The sequence below is a fragment of the Nocardioides sp. Z40_12 genome (assembly GCF_058215795.1).
The window spans coordinates 1-15,581 of record NZ_JBZAJA010000001.1; the positions used below are offsets into that span (position 1 = coordinate 1).

11 protein-coding genes are annotated in these 15,581 nt (G+C 71.1%); 6 read left to right on the forward strand and 5 right to left on the reverse strand.

The genetic code is table 11. The features are described from left to right. The 4 genes from AC4BG9_RS00005 to AC4BG9_RS00020 all read right to left on the reverse strand — a co-directional run. A partial coding sequence (locus AC4BG9_RS00005) for a DUF6801 domain-containing protein (protein ID WP_490569029.1) occupies positions 1-368 on the reverse strand: 368 nt, incomplete at its 3' end. A gap of 148 nt (positions 369-516) precedes the next feature. Beyond that, positions 517-1,449, reverse strand: a complete 933-nt coding sequence (locus tag AC4BG9_RS00010) for a hypothetical protein (protein ID WP_490569030.1) — start codon at positions 1,447-1,449, stop codon at positions 517-519. A gap of 174 nt (positions 1,450-1,623) precedes the next feature. Then, positions 1,624-1,959, reverse strand: coding sequence for a hypothetical protein (locus tag AC4BG9_RS00015; protein ID WP_490569031.1), 336 nt, complete (start codon positions 1,957-1,959; stop codon positions 1,624-1,626). A 16-nt stretch (positions 1,960-1,975) separates the two neighbouring features. Next, entirely contained in the window at positions 1,976-2,755 is a 780-nt protein-coding gene (locus AC4BG9_RS00020; RefSeq protein WP_490569032.1) for an enoyl-CoA hydratase/isomerase family protein, read from the reverse strand. Between the two features lie 96 nt (positions 2,756-2,851). Here AC4BG9_RS00020 and glgX point away from each other — a divergent pair, with 96 nt between their 5' ends. Together glgX and AC4BG9_RS00030 are read left to right on the forward strand one after the other, a co-directional pair. Next, positions 2,852-5,005: a glycogen debranching protein GlgX gene (gene glgX / locus AC4BG9_RS00025; protein ID WP_490569033.1), complete on the forward strand. Its 2,154-nt coding sequence runs from the start codon at positions 2,852-2,854 to the stop codon at positions 5,003-5,005. A 92-nt stretch (positions 5,006-5,097) separates the two neighbouring features. Further along, entirely contained in the window at positions 5,098-5,622 is a 525-nt protein-coding gene (locus AC4BG9_RS00030; RefSeq protein ID WP_490569034.1) for a DoxX family protein, read from the forward strand. A gap of 112 nt (positions 5,623-5,734) precedes the next feature. Here the strand turns inward: AC4BG9_RS00030 and glgP are convergent, their stop codons facing one another. Next, a complete protein-coding gene (gene glgP / locus AC4BG9_RS00035) occupies positions 5,735-8,344 on the reverse strand; it encodes an alpha-glucan family phosphorylase (RefSeq protein ID WP_490569035.1) in 2,610 nt (869 codons plus the stop codon). 178 nt (positions 8,345-8,522) lie between these two features. Between glgP and AC4BG9_RS00040 the strand changes: the two genes are divergently transcribed. From AC4BG9_RS00040 to glgB, 4 genes are read left to right on the forward strand one after another with little or no spacing between them, the layout of a single operon-like run. Then, positions 8,523-10,484 (forward strand): alpha-1,4-glucan--maltose-1-phosphate maltosyltransferase, encoded by a 1,962-nt coding sequence (locus tag AC4BG9_RS00040; RefSeq protein ID WP_490569036.1) that lies wholly within the window; start codon positions 8,523-8,525, stop codon positions 10,482-10,484. Between the two features lie 20 nt (positions 10,485-10,504). After that, entirely contained in the window at positions 10,505-12,226 is a 1,722-nt protein-coding gene (gene treS / locus AC4BG9_RS00045; protein ID WP_490569615.1) for a maltose alpha-D-glucosyltransferase, read from the forward strand. Then, on the forward strand, positions 12,226-13,668 hold the full coding sequence (locus AC4BG9_RS00050; RefSeq protein ID WP_490569037.1) for a maltokinase N-terminal cap-like domain-containing protein: 1,443 nt from the start codon (positions 12,226-12,228) through the stop codon (positions 13,666-13,668). Before treS ends, AC4BG9_RS00050 begins: the two co-directional genes overlap by 1 nt. Further along, the gene (glgB, locus tag AC4BG9_RS00055; protein WP_490569038.1) at positions 13,665-15,536 is read left to right on the forward strand and encodes a 1,4-alpha-glucan branching protein GlgB; all 1,872 of its coding nucleotides are present in this window, start codon (positions 13,665-13,667) and stop codon (positions 15,534-15,536) included. The genes AC4BG9_RS00050 and glgB overlap by 4 nt, the downstream gene beginning before the upstream one ends. The last annotated feature ends 45 nt before the right edge of the window (positions 15,537-15,581 follow it).

The following is a 15,581-nucleotide window of genomic DNA, read 5'->3' on the forward strand; positions in this document are numbered from 1 at the left end:
GCGGTGCCCACCTGGGTGGTCGGCACGTTGACGGTGGTCGTCAGCGGGGCACCGTTCAGGGTGGACTCGCTCACCGAGGTCCCCTGCACCGTGGTCGCACCGAGAAGACGGAGCAGCTGGACGGTGTTCTCCGGCACGGTCACCTTGGAGGTGACGTTGACCGGCACGGTCTTGCCGAACGGCACCTCGGCCGGCAGGTCGGTGTCGGTCACGTTGGTGAACACCGACGCACCGGCAGCGGTCTGACAGTCGAACCTGAGCTCGGCACTGATGGCGGTCGCGTTGGGCGCGAGAGTCGCCACCCCGGTGGCGGCGACCGCCAAGGACGCTCCGACAGCCAAGGTCCTGCGAATGACGGTGTTGCGCATGTGTGGTCCCTCCCAAGGCCCATGAACATTACGAAGCCGTAGGTTACCGTGCCGTAACCTTGCTGGGCGGGTGGTCCAGACCGGGAGAACGACGAAGTCCCCGCCCCCGGCCGGAGCCGGGAACGGGGACCTCGAGGTCAGGAGAGCATCACTTCACGGTGAACGTGACCTTGTCGTTCGACTTCTTGGACGTGGCGCTGCCCTTGTACTTCAGGGTGGCCTGGTACTTGCCCTTGGCAGCGATCTTCTTGAAGGCGACCTTGCCCTTGCCCTTGGCGTTCAGGGTGATGGTGGCCTTGGACTTGTTCTTGCCCTTCTTGAGCACGACCTTGACGTCACCGGCCGCGGCGGTCCCGTCGTCGTTGGTCACGACGACCTTGACGACAGCCTTCTTCTGCTTCTTCTTGTAGATGACCGAGCCGGCGGTGTCGGTGCCCTGGACCGCGGGCGCCGGGGTCGGCGTCGGGGTCGGGGTGGGCGTCGGCGTCGGCGCGTTCGGGTCCACGACGTTGAAGGTGTCGACGGCGGCGTCGGCGGTCGCCGCCACCTTGCAGTCGACACCGAGCGTGATGGGGGCGAAGCCGCCCTCGAAGCGGAGGTCAGCCGTGTAGCCGACCAGGCTCACGGTCTTCGCTCCGGCGGTGTCAGCGGTGTAGTCGGCGTCGAACTGACCCGCCACCGAGATGACGAACGGACCGTCGCCCGCGGTCGGCGTCGCCGGGAGCGTCGCGGAGCCGGTCACGGCCACGCCGTTGACGGTGCTGTTGACCTTCGCGGTGCCGCTCATCGTCGTCCCGAGCCCGCGAGCCGTCGGCCCGAGGTGGTCAGGAACGGTGATCTTGGCCGAGAAGGTGGGGCGGACCTTGTCGCCGAGCTTCAGGTCAGTGAGGCTCGTGTCAGCCTCGGTCGTGAAACCCTCCTGCGCGTTGTACGGGCCACCAGCGATACTGAGGGAGCAGTCGGTGGGGATGACCTTGCTGGCGGCGTTCGCGGGCGACGCCGCGAGGGCCGCGACGCCGGTGGCGGCGACGGCCAGCGAGGCGCCGGCGGCCAGGGTGCGACGGAATAGAGACTTGTGCATGAGGTGCCCTCCAAGGCAAGACGGACGGAAGGACTCGTTACCCTCCCGTAACTTCTGGGGTGACTCTAGTCACTGAACCCAGGATGTGGTGAACCCGCCTCGCGATCCGCACTGTCTCGACCACCGAACACCCGCACCGCCACGGAAGCCGTGGGCTCCTCCGCCGGGTCCGCGTCACGGCCCGACCAGGCGGTCGGCCAGCCGCCCGAGGACCAGCCAGACCAGGGCGCCGGTCCCCCAGCTGAGGAGCGCCGTGCGCATCGTGGAGTCACCGCCGAGGGCCGCCCAGACCCCGTCGCGCCGGTCGAAGAGGCCCAGGTCGACGGCGTCCGCGGCCGACACGACGAACGCGACCACACCCGGCTGGCCCTCGCCGTCGAGCGCCACCAGCAGGGTGCCGGTGGCCAGGAGGACGGCACACGCGACGCAGGCCCACCACAGCAGGTACGCCGCCCGGGCCCGGGCCCTCCCGACGGCACCCGCGGGGTGACCGCGCTGCTGGGTCGTCATCTGTGCCCTCTCCTGCTCAGCGGCCGACGAACTCGGCCTTGCCCGGTCCCCTCTCAACGAAGGAGCCCATGCCGAGGTCACGGTCCTCGGTGGCGAAGAGGGCCGCGAACTGCTGCCGCTCGATCTCCAGGCCGGTCTCGAGGTCGACCTCGAGACCGCGGTCGATGCTGGTCTTGGCCGCGCGCAGGGCCAGCGAGGCGGCCCCGGTGAACTGCGAGGCCCAGGCCACGGCCTCCGCCAGCACCCGGTCGGCGGGCAGCACCCGGTCGACCAGACCGAGCGTGAGCGCCTCGTCGGCCTTGACCATCCGACCCGTGAAGATCAGGTCCTTGGCCTTGGCCGGCCCGATCAGGCGGGCGAGCCGCTGGGTGCCGCCGGCCCCCGGGATGATGCCGAGCAGGACCTCGGGCTGTCCCAGCACCGCGTTGTCGGCGGCGAAGCGCACGTCGGCGCAGAGCGCCAGCTCGCAGCCCCCGCCGAGGGCGTACCCGGTGATCGCGGCCACCACGGGCTTGGGGATCTTGGCCACCGAGGTGATCGAGGACTGCAGGCCGGTGGAGCGCTTGACCATGTCGGCGTAGGACATGTCGGCCATCTCCTTGACGTCCGCGCCCGCGGCGAAGACCCGCTCACCACCCCAGAGCACGACGGCCTTCACGTCGTCGGAGTCCGTGGCCTGCTGCGCCGCGACGCGGATCTCCTCCTGCACGACCATGTCGAGGGCGTTCATCTTGGGACGGTCGAGCCGGATCGTCCCGACGCCGTCGGCCACCTCGAGGTTGACGAACTCACCCATCTGTCTCTCCGCTCACTCGTGTCGGTCCCTGGACAGGATCGTGCCACCTGCGGCCATCGGCCACGCGTCGCACCCCCATCGGCCACAATGGCTTCGATGACTGCGGGAATGTGGGACCACCGGGACGAGCGCACGCACGTGTGGCCGGGGCGCAACTGGCCCCTCGGTGCGACGTGGACCCCGGAGGCGACCAACTTCGCCGTCTACTGCCCCCGGGCCCGGCGCGTCTGGGTCTGCCTCTTCGACGAGGACGACGTCGAGCACCGTGTCGAGCTGCTCGAGCAGTCGCTGGGCATCTGGCACTCCGAGGTGCCCGGAGTGCCCACCGGCACCCGTTACGGCTACCGGGTGGAGGGTCCGTGGGACCCCGAGCGCGGTCTGCGCTTCAACCCGCACAAGCTGCTGGTCGATCCCTACGGCGTGGCGGTCTCCGGCTCGGTGCAGCACCACCCGGCGGTGTACGGCCATGACGAGGACGACCCGCTGACCCCCAGCCGGCTGGACTCGGCCCCCTACGTGCCGCGCACCGTGGTCGTCGCCGACGACTTCGACTGGGAGGGCGAGACCCCGCTGCGGCGTCGCTGGCGCGACACGGTGATCTACGAGCTGCACGTCAAGGGGATGACCGCTCTCCACGACCGCGTCCCGGCGGAGCTGCGCGGCACGTACGCCGGGCTGGCGACCCCCGCGGTCACCGACTACCTGCGCGACCTCGGCGTCACCGCGGTCGAGCTGCTCCCGATCCACCAGTTCGCCACCGAGCCGGGGGTCGCGGAGCGCGGGCAGGTCAACTACTGGGGGTACAACTCCCTCAACTACTTCGCCCCGCACAACGGCTACTCCTCCAGCGGCGACCGCGGCCAGCAGGTCACCGAGTTCAAGGAGATGGTCAGGTCCTTCCACCGGGCCGGGCTCGAGGTCATCCTCGACGTCGTCTACAACCACACCGCCGAGGGCGGCCCGCTGGGCCCGACCCTGAGCTTCCGGGGCCTCGACGACCTCGGCTACTACCAACGCGTCGTGGACGCGCACGGGGACCCGGTGGTCCCCGACACCTACTGGGACGTGACCGGGTGCGGCAACACGGTCGACACCACGCGCACGCAGTCGCTGCGACTGGTCCTGGACTCGCTGCGCTACTGGGTCACCGAGATGCACGTCGACGGGTTCCGCTTCGACCTCACCTCGGCCATCACCCGCACCCAGCAGGCCGTCGACATGGGCAGCCACCTCCTGACCGCCATCGGCCAGGATCCGCTGCTGCGCCACGTCAAGCTGATCGCCGAGCCCTGGGACGCCTCCATGGACGGCTACATGGTCGGCCGCTTCCCGCCGCCCTGGGTGGAGTGGAACGACCAGTTCCGCGACACGGTGCGTGACTTCTGGCGTGGGCACGGCGACGGGATCCGGACGATGGCGACCCGCCTCGCCGGCTCGAGCGACCTCTACGCCGACGACGGGCGGTCGCCGTACGCCTCGGTCAACTTCATCACCGCCCACGACGGCTTCACGCTCCGCGACCTCGTCTCCTACGAGCGCAAGCACAACGAGTCCAACGGCGAGTCCAACCGCGACGGCACCGACAACAACAGGTCGTGGAACTGCGGCGTGGAGGGCGAGACCGACGACCAGGGCGTGATCGCCCTGCGCCACCGCCAGGCGAAGAACCTGATGACCACGCTCTGCTTCAGTGCCGGCGTCCCGATGCTGACCATGGGCGACGAGCGGGGCCGCACCCAGGGCGGGAACAACAACGCCTACGTGCACGACGACGAGACCTCATGGGTCGACTGGCGTCCCGACGATGCCTGGCTCGACGTCTACGAGCACACCAAGACCGCGCTGCGCCTGCGACGCGAGCACCCGGCGCTGCGGCAGCGCCACTGGTTCGAGGGGCGGCCCACGATCAGGGGCGGACCCAAGGACCTGGCGTGGCTGCACCCGGAGCGTCGCGAGATGACGACCGCCGACTGGCACGACCGCTCCATCAAGGTGCTGGGGATGTTCGTCTCGGGCGACCCCCTGCGCTCCCCCGGCCCGCGCGGGGAGCAGCTCCGCGACAGCTCCTTCATGATCTGGCTCAACAACGAGTCGGTCCCGGTGCGCATCACCCTGCCGGAGAACGAGTGGGTGCAGAAGGGCGAGGTCGTGCTCTCGACCGACGAGCACCACCCCGCCGGCACCACGGTGCTCGCCGGGGACGTCTTCGAGCTCGCGGCCCGGTCGACCCTGGTGCTGCGCGAGGTCTGACCCCGGGGGCCGTGGTCAGTCGGCTCGGGCAGCGCCGCCTGAAGGTCCTCGTCGCAGGTGTTCCCCGCGTCGCGATCGGGTAGAGGTGACCCATGGCCATCTCACGACTGCTCGCCCGTCCCCTGCTCAGCAGCATCTTCTTCTACGGCGGATACCACGCGGTCCGGAATCCCGACGCCCTCGCCCAGAAGGCCCGCACCCTGACCGACCGGGTGGTGCCCGCGGCCCGGGCCCAGGGCCTCCCGCTCCCCGAGGACCCGGCGACCCTCGTCCGGCTCAACGGCGCCGTCCAGGTGGGGGCGGCCGCGATGCTGGCCACCAACCGGCTGCCGCGCCTCTCGGCCACGGTGCTGGCCGCCACCCTGGTGCCGACGACAGTGGCCGGTCACCCGTTCTGGCAGGACTCCGACCCCGCGGCCCGGGCCCAGGACAAGACCCAGGTGGCCAAGAACCTCAGCCTCCTCGGCGGCCTGCTGCTCGCCGCGGTCGACACCGAGGGCCGGCCGGGCGTGGCCTGGCGGGCCCGGCGGATCGCCCGGGACACCCGGCGCCAGGCCGGTCACCTGGCCAAGGAGGCACGCCTGGAGGCCAAGCTCGCGGCGCGCTCACTGCGCTGAGCCCGCCGCTGCGCTGAGCCCGCCGCTGCGCGGGGGCCGGTCGCTTGCGCGGAGCCGGTCGCTTGCGCGGGGGCCGGTCGCTTGCGCGGGGCCGGTGCGGGCCCCGCGCCCGTCAGGCCGGGAGCGCGACCAGCCCGAGCTCGGCCTCCGAGGCGAGCGCCCGGTGCCGCGGCACCACCCGCACGGTGTAGCCGAAGGAGCCAGCGTGGTCGAGCGGGAGGGTGGCGTCGAAGCGATGCCGTCCGTCCTCGTAGGAGTCGACCAGCTCCATCCGGGTGGTGGCGGAGTCGGTGAGCTCGTCGTCAAGCCCGGTCCGCCCGTGCACCGCCTGCACCTCGACGTCGTCGGGCGAGAGACCGTCCAGCGCCACATAGGCGTGGACCGTCAGGGACTCCCCCACCTCCGCCGTGTCGCCGTGGTCCTCGGACTCCACGTGCTCCACGTGGACGCCGTGCCAGTGCTCGCGGACGCGCCGCTTCCATTCCGAGAGCTCCCGGGCGCCGGACCACTCCTCGGGGGCGAGCAGGCGGACGTGCCGCGCGGCCGGCGCGTAGAGCTCGCGGACGTAGTCGCGCACCTGCCGGGTGGCCAGCACCTTGGGCCCCAGCGACTTCAGGGTGTGCCGGACCATCTCCACCCAGCGGGTGGGCACGCCGTCCTCGTCCACGTCGTAGAAGCGGGGCGCGATCTCGTGCTCGAGCAGGTCGTAGAGGGAGGCCGCCTCCAGGTCGTCGCGCCGGTCCTGGTCGTCGACGCCGTCGGCCGACGGGATCGCCCAGCCGTTGCCGCCGTCGAACCACTCGTCCCACCAGCCGTCGAGGATCGACAGGTTGAGACCGCCGTTGAGCGCGGCCTTCATGCCCGAGGTGCCGCAGGCCTCATAGGGACGGAGCGGGTTGTTGAGCCACACGTCGCAGCCCGGGTAGAGAGGCTGCGCCATCGCGATGTCGTAGTTGGGCAGGAACACGATGCGGTGCCGGACCTCGGGGTCGTCGGCGAACCGGACCATCTCCTGGATGAGCCGCTTGCCGCCGTCGTCGGCCGGGTGCGACTTGCCGGCGATCACCAGCTGGATCGGCCGCTCGGGGTGCAGCAGGAGCCGCTTGAGGCGCTCGGGGTCGCGCAGCATCAGGGTGAGCCGCTTGTAGGACGGCACCCGCCGCGCGAAGCCGATGGTCAGGACGTCGGGGTCGAGCGCCTCCTCGACCCACCCGGTCTCGGCCCGGGTCAGGCCACGCTTCGCCGAGGACTTGGCGAGCCGGGTGCGGGCGTCGGCCACCAGACGCTGGCGCAGGACGCGCTTGAGGTCCCAGAGCCGGCGGTCCGGCACCCGGTCGACCAGGGGCCACAGGCTGTCGGTGTCGTCGTCGTCGACGTGCGCCCCCAGCTCGGCCGCGAGCTCGAAGATCTCCCGGGCCACCCAGGTCGGCCCGTGGACGCCGTTGGTGATCGAGCCGATCGGCACCTCGGCCTCGTCGAAGGCGGGCCACAGGCCGTTGAACATGCCCCGCGAGACGCGACCGTGGAGCTGGGAGACCCCGTTGGCTCGCTGGGCCAGGCGGAAGCCCATCACCGCCATGTTGAAGACCCCGGCGTCGCCGCCCTCGTAGTCCTCCGCGCCCAGGGCGAGGACCCGCTCCACCGGGACGCCGGGGGCCGGGGACGACCCGGTGCCGAAGTACTGCTCGACCAGCGAGCGGGGGAAGCGGTCGATCCCCGCCGGCACCGGCGTGTGGGTGGTGAAGACGGTCCCGGCGCGGCAGACCTCCAGCGCGGTGTCGAAGTCGAGCCCCGGGCCGTGCGGGTCCGCGGTCAGCTCGCGGATCCGCTCGATGCCCAGGAAGCCCGCGTGACCCTCGTTGGTGTGGAAGACCTCGGGCTCCGGGGCGCCGGTGATCCGCGACCACGCCCGCAGCGCCCGGACCCCGCCGACGCCGAGCAGCAGCTCCTGGTGCAGCCGGTGCTCGGAGTTGCCGCCGTAGAGGCGGTCGGTCACGTCCCGGTAGTGCTGGGGGTTCTCCTCGATGTCGGAGTCGAGGAGCAGCAGCGGCACCCGCCCGACCTGGGCCACCAGGACCCGGGCCAGCAGCGGGCCGTCGGGCAGGTCGATCGAGACCAGCACCCGGGTGCCGTCGCTCTCGCGCAGCGGCGTCAGCGGCAGCTCGTCGGGGTCCAGGACCGGGTAGGTCTCCTGCTGCCACCCGTCACGGGAGAGCGACTGCTTGAAGTAGCCCTGCCGGTAGAGCAGCCCCACGCCGGTGAGCGGGATGCCCAGGTCGGAGGCGGCCTTGAGGTGGTCGCCGGCCAGGATCCCGAGCCCGCCGGAGTACTGCGGCAGGACGGCGGTGATCCCGTACTCGGGCGAGAAGTAGGCGATGGCGCGCGGCGTCGCCCCCCTCGCGCCCGGGCCTGCGTCGGCTCCGCTGCGGCGCTGGAACCACCGGTCGCCGCCCAGGTAGTCGTCGAGCGAGTGCCGGGCGGCGGCGAGCTCGGCCAGGAAGTCGCGGTCGTCGGCCAGCTGCTCGAGACGCTCCCGCGAGACAGCACCCAGCAGGCGCACCGGGTCGTGTCCCACCTGGCGCCACAGGTCGGGGTCCACCGCGGCGAAGACGTCCTGGGTCTCGGGGTGCCAGCACCAGCGCAGGTTGCCCGCGAGCACGCCGAGGTCGGCCAGCGCCCCCGGGAGGACGGGACGGACGGTGAATCGCCTGATCGCACGCATGACCAGAAGGTAGGGCATTTTCTTTGATCGATCCAACGCATGATCCGTCCCCGATCCGGGGTACATGGCGCGCGTCCGGCGAGGCGGCACCCGCAGCGCCGGACGGTCCGGCCCGGCGCGAGTTGCGCCGGGCTCCGCCGTTAGCGAGTGTGGGGACATGGTCGGTCGAATTCCAGTCATGGGGGTCCACCCCGTCGTAGATCTCGGGCGTCAGCCCGCGAAGGCGACGGTGGACGAGCCCCTGCCGGTGCGTGCCACGGTCTTCCGGGAGGGTCACGACCAGCTCGGCGCCGAGGTGGTGCTGGTGGCCCCCGACGGATCGCGACGGCCCCCGGTGCGGATGACGCCCCACCCCGAGGAGAAGACCAGCTACTGCGCCGAGGTCGTCCCCGACTCCGAGGGCGCCTGGAGCTTCGAGGTGCACTCCTGGTCGGACCCCCTGGCCACCTGGCAGCACGACGCCGGTCTCAAGATCCCCGCCGGCGTCGACGTCGAGCTGATGTTCACCGAGGGGGCCATGCTGCTCGAGCGGGTGCTCGCCGAGGGCGGCCTCACCCGGGAGGAGAAGAAGGCGGTGACGGGCGCGGCCAAGGCCGCCCGGGACACCCGCCGTCCGGTGGAGGCCAGGCTGGCGGTGATGGAGTCGCCCGAGCTCGGCGAGGTCCTGGCGGCCCACCCCCTGCGCGACCTGCTCACCGTGGACGGCCCCTACCCGCTGTGGGTCGACCGGCAGCGCGCCCTCTACGGCAGCTGGTACGAGTTCTTCCCGCGCTCCGAGGGGGCCACCCAGGACCCGGCCACCGGCCGCATCACCAGCGGCAACTTCACCACGGCGGCCAAGCGGCTCGACGCGGTCGCCGAGATGGGCTTCGACGTCATCTACCTGCCGCCGATCCACCCCATCGGCGAGGTCAACCGCAAGGGCCCCAACAACTCGTTGACGCCCGGCCCGGACGACCCCGGCTCGCCGTGGGCGATCGGCAGCAAGGACGGTGGGCACGACGCGATCCACCCCGACCTGGGCACCCTGGAGGACTTCGACGCCTTCGTCGCCCGGGCCGGCGAGCTGGGCCTCGAGGTGGCGCTGGACCTGGCCCTCCAGTGCGCCCCGGACCACCCCTGGGTCACTGAGCACCCCGAGTGGTTCACCACCCGCGCGGACGGCTCCATCGCCTACGCGGAGAACCCCCCGAAGAAGTACCAGGACATCTACCCGGTCAACTTCGACAACGACACCGCCGGCATCTGCCGCGAGGTGCTGCGCGTCGTGCGCCACTGGATGGCCCACGGCGTGCGCATCTTCCGGGTCGACAACCCGCACACCAAGCCGCTGGCCTTCTGGGAGTGGCTGCTCAAGGAGGTCCGGCGCACGGACCCCGACGTGGTCTTCCTCTCCGAGGCGTTCACCGTCCCGGCGATGATGCACGGCCTGGGCGCGGTCGGCTTCCAGCAGTCCTACACCTACTTCACCTGGCGCACGGCCAAGTGGGAGATCGAGGACTACCTGCGCGAGGTCAGCCACGAGAGCGACGACGTGATGCGGCCGAACTTCTTCGTCAACACCCCCGACATCCTGCACGCCTTCCTGCAGTACGGCGGCCCGCCGGCGTTCAAGATCCGGGCGGCGCTGGCCGCGACCGGCTCGCCGTCCTGGGGGGTCTACGCCGGCTACGAGCTCTACGAGCACGTGGCCGTCCGCCCGGGCAGCGAGGAGTACCTCGACTCGGAGAAGTACCAGATCAGGATCCGCGACTGGGAGGGCGCGGCGGCGCAGGGCCGGACCCTCGCGCCGTACCTGACCCGCCTCAACGAGCTTCGTCGCCGGCACCCCGCACTCCAGCTGCTGCGCAACCTCACGGTGCACTCCTCCGACGACGACCACGTGCTGGTCTTCAGCAAGCGGCGTCGCCTCGAGGACGGCGACGACACGGTGCTGGTGGTCCTCAACCTCGACCCGCACAGCACCCGGGAGACCATGGTCCACCTCGACATGCCCGCCCTGGGCCTGGGGTGGCACGACTCGTTCATCGCCCACGACGAGATCTCCGGCGACGAGTGGAGCTGGAGCCAGCACAATTACGTCCGCCTCGACCCCACGCACGAGCCTGCACACATCATCCACGTGAGGAGCCCCCGTTGACGGAGATCTCGACCGACGCGATCGAGGAGCGGGGTGCCACCAACGACTTCGAGGACACCAGCAACACCGCCGAGCAGCCCGACTGGTTCAAGCGCGCCGTCTTCTACGAGGTCCTGGTCCGCTCGTTCCGCGACTCGGACGGCGACGGCACGGGTGACTTCCGGGGGCTGATCGAGAAGCTCGACTACCTGCAGTGGCTGGGGGTGGACTGCCTGTGGGTGCCGCCCTTCTTCACCTCGCCCCTGCGCGACGGCGGCTACGACGTCGCCGACTACAACAACATCCTCCCCGAGTGCGGCACGGTCGAGGACTTCCACACCTTCCTCGACGAGTGCCACAAGCGCGACATCCGGGTGATCGTCGACTTCGTCATGAACCACACCAGCGACCAGCACCCGTGGTTCCAGGCCAGCCGCAGCGACCCGGACGGCCCGTACGGCGACTTCTACGTCTGGTCCGACACCGACGAGCTCTACTCCGAGGCCCGCATCATCTTCGTCGACACCGAGCCCTCCAACTGGACCTACGACCCGGTCCGCGGGCAGTACTACTGGCACCGGTTCTTCCACCACCAGCCCGACCTCAACTTCGACAACCCCGCCGTGCGCCAGGCGATGCTCGACGCGATGGGCTTCTGGCTCGACATGGGCCTGGACGGGTTCCGGCTCGACGCCGTCCCCTACCTCTTCGAGCGGCCCGGGACCAACGGCGAGAACCTGCCGGAAACCCACGAGTTCCTGCGCGAGTGCCGCCGCTTCGTCGACGAGCACTACCCCGGCCGGGTGCTGCTGTGCGAGGCCAACCAGTGGCCCTCCGACGTGGTCGAGTACTTCGGCGACCCCGCGGTCGGCGGCGACGAGTGCCACATGGCGTTCCACTTCCCGGTGATGCCACGCATCTTCATGGCGGTGCGGCGCGAGTCGCGGTTCCCGATCTCGGAGATCCTCGAGCAGACGCCCGAGATCCCCGACAACTGCCAGTGGGGCATCTTCCTGCGCAACCACGACGAGCTGACCCTGGAGATGGTCACCGACGAGGACCGCGACTACATGTGGGACGAGTACGCCAAGGACCCCAGGATGAAGGCCAACATCGGCATCCGCCGCCGGCTGGCCCCGCTGCTCGAGAACGACATCAACCAGATCGAGCTCTTCACCGCGCTCCTCCTGTCCCTGCCCGGCTCCCCCGTCCTCTACTACGGCGACGAGATCGGGATGGGCGACAACATCTGGCTCGGCGACCGCGACGGGGTGCGGACCCCGATGCAGTGGACGCCGGACCGCAACGCCGGCTTCTCCTCGGCCAACCCCGGCAAGCTCCACCTACCCCCGGTCCAGGACCCGGTCTACGGCTACCAGTCGGTCAACGTGGAGTCCCAGCTGTCCAACTCCTCCTCGCTGCTGCACTGGACGCGCCGGATGATCCACGCCCGCCGCCAGCACCCGGCGTTCGGGCTCGGCGACTTCACCGACCTGGGTGGCTCCAACCCCGCGGTGCTCTCCTACGCCCGGGAGCACGTCGACCCGTCGGGTCGCCGCGAGGTGATCGTCTGCGTCAACAACCTCTCGCGCTTCCCCCAGCCGGTCGAGCTCGACCTGCGCCGGTGGGAGGGCTTCGTCCCCGTCGAGCTGCTCGGCGGCGTGCCGTTCCCGGCGGTGGGCGAGATGCCGTACCTGCTGACCATGGGCGGCTACGGCTTCTACTGGTTCCTGCTGACCACCCCGAGCGAGGAGAGCAGCTGATGAGCGTGCACGAGGACCTGGCCGACCTGCTCGCCCAAGCGCGCTGGTTCGGGGGCAAGGGGCGCGACTTCACCGTCACCGGCACCCGGCGGGCCGGCACCCTGGACGGCGAGGGCGTCCACGTGGAGATCCTGCTGGTCGAGGTCACCTACGCCGACGGCGGGGAGCCCGACCTCTACCAGGTGCCCCTGGCCTTCTACGACCACCCGCAGGAGCGGATCGGCCACGCCTTCGTCGGCTCGTGGGAGGACCCGGGGCGCCCGGGTGCCCACCGGCACGTCTACGACGCGCTCCACGACCGCGAGGCGATGGGGCTGTGGCTCCGGGCCTTCGACACGACCGGCCACGGGCACGCCCCCCAGGGACCGCTCCTCTTCCACACCCTGCCGGGGCACGAGATCGACGTGACGGCCCACTCGACCCTGTTCACCGGGGAGCAGTCCAACTCCTCGGTGCGGTTCGGCGAGGACTCCGTGATGAAGGTCTTCCGCAAGGTCACCCCCGGGGTCAACCCCGACATCGCGATCCACGACGTGCTCACCCTCGCCGGCTCCGACCACGTCGCCGCCCTCTACGGATGGCTCGACGTGGTCGACGACGAGGCCGACTCGGTGATCCAGCTGGCCATGCTCCAGCAGTACCTGCGCACCGCGAGCGACGGCTGGGAGCTGGCCCTGGTGAGCGTCCGCGACCTCTTCGCCGAGGGCGACCTGCACCCCGACGAGGTCGGCGGCGACTTCGCCGGCGAGTCGGCCCGGCTCGGGGTGGCCCTGCGCGAGACCCACCAGGTGCTGGCCGAGCACTTCCCGGTCGCCGAGCGCGGCCGCGAGGAGCTGGAGACGCTCTCCGCCGCGATGCACCACCGGCTCGACGACGCCCTGGGCGTCGTCGAGGGCCTGGCGCCGTACGAGTCGCTGCTCAGGGCCACCTACGACCGCATCCCCGCCCTGGAGGGCGTCCGGGTGCAGCAGGTGCACGGCGACCTCCACCTGGGCCAGACGCTGCGCACCGTGCGCGGGTGGAAGATCGTGGACTTCGAGGGTGAGCCCGCCCGCCCGCTGGCCGAGCGCCTGCGCCCGGACTCGGTCTGGCGCGACGTCGCCGGGATGCTCCGCTCCTTCGACTACGCCCCCCGGGTCACGGCGATGAACCATCCCGGCGAGGAGGGCGGCGCCCAGCGCCTCTACCGGGCCAAGGAGTGGTCGACCCGCAACCAGACCGCCTTCCTCGACGCCTACGCGCCCGACGGGCTCAGCGAGGCCGAGCAGACCCTGCTGGCGGCCTACCTGGCGGACAAGGCGGTCTACGAGTCGGCCTACGAGGCGCGCAACCGGCCGGGGTGGGTGGAGATCCCCCTGCAGGCCGTGGCGCAGCTCGCGCAGGACCCCCTTCGCGGCCCGACGGCCGGCGACCACACCGACACGAGCGGAGCGAACGCATGACGGGACCCGGAGAGCTCGACATCCACCTGATCAACGAGGGACGCCACGAGGAGCTGTGGCAGGTCCTCGGGGCCCAGGTCGACCCGACCGGCACCAGCTTCTCGGTCTGGGCGCCGAACGCCCAGGAGGTCCAGGTCGTCGGCGACTTCAACCACTGGGACGGCGCCGCCACTCCCCTGGCCCCGATCGGCGAGTCCGGGATCTGGCACGCCAAGGTGGCGGGGGCCGAGGGCGGGGACCGCTACAAGTTCCGCATCCGCGGGGCCGACGACGTCTGGCGCGACAAGGCCGACCCGATGGCCTTCCACACCCAGGTCCCGCCCGAGACGGCCTCGGTGGTCTTCCGCTCCCGTCACGAGTGGCAGGACCAGGAGTGGATGGAGTCCCGGACCGCCCGCCGGCCGGTCGAGGAGCCGATGGCGGTCTACGAGCTCCACCTGGCCTCCTGGCGCCGGCACCCCGACGGGCGTCTCTACACCTGGGAGGAGATCGCGGACAGCCTGGTCCCCTACGTCCAAGACCTCGGCTTCACCCACGTCGAGCTGATGCCGGTGATGGAGCACCCCTTCGGCGGCTCCTGGGGCTACCAGGTCACCTCCTACTTCGCGCCCACCTCCCGCTTCGGCGACCCGGACGGCTTCCGGCTCCTCGTCGACCGGCTGCACCAGGCGGGCATCGGGGTGATCGTCGACTGGGTTCCGGCCCACTTCCCCAAGGACGAGTTCGCCCTCGCCCGCTTCGACGGCACCCCCCTCTACGAGGACCCCAACCCGTCCCGCGGGGAGCACCCGGACTGGGGCACCTACGTCTTCAACTTCGGCCGGCGCGAGGTCCGCAACTTCCTGGTGGCCAACGCGCTCTACTGGCTCGAGGAGTTCCACGTGGACGCCCTGCGCGTCGACGCGGTGGCCTCGATGCTCTATCTCGACTACTCCCGCGAGCCCGGGCAGTGGAGCCCCAACGTGCACGGCGGGCGCGAGAACCTCGAGGCCGTCAACTTCCTCCAGGAGATGAACGCGACCGTCTACAAGCGGGTGCCGGGCGCCTTCACCATCGCCGAGGAATCGACCTCGTGGCCCGGCGTCACCCGGCCCACCTCCGCCGACGGGCTCGGCTTCGGCTTCAAGTGGAACATGGGGTGGATGCACGACTCCCTGGCCTACGTGCAGCGCGACCCGATCTACCGCGGCCACCACCACGGCGAGCTGACCTTCCCCCTGGTCTACGCCTGGTCGGAGAACTACGTGCTGCCGATCAGCCACGACGAGGTGGTGCACGGCAAGGGCTCGCTGCTGCGCAAGATGCCGGGCGACCGGTGGCGCCAGCTGGCCAACCTGCGGGCCTACCTGGCCTACATGTGGGCCCACCCCGGCAAGCAGCTGCTCTTCATGGGCACCGAGTTCGCCCAGGAGGCGGAGTGGGCGGAGGCGCGCGAGCTCGACTGGTGGCTCCTGGAGCACCCCGAGCACCGCGGGGTCAGCGACCTGGTGCGCGCGATGAACCAGGTCTACCGCGACTCCCCCGCCCTCTACGCCCAGGACAACGACCCGCACGGCTTCGCCTGGCTGGAGTCGCACGACGCCGGGGGCAACGTCTTCGCCTTCGTGCGCCGTGCCCCCGACGCACCCGACCTGGTCTGCGTCACCAACTTCGCGGCGATCCCCCACGAGGGCTACCGGCTGGGGCTCCCCTCCGCCGGGGTGTGGCGGGAGGTCCTCAACACCGACGCGGAGATCTACAGCGGCTCCGGGGTGGGCAACCTGGGGGCCGTCAAGGCGGTCGACGAGCCCTGGCACGAGCAACCCGCCAGCGCCGTCCTCACCCTCCCCCCGCTGGCCACCCTGTGGCTGCGCCCCGAGTCCGAGTGACGCGGTCCGGCCACCCCCGATGACCGGTCGCCACGGCACCGAGGG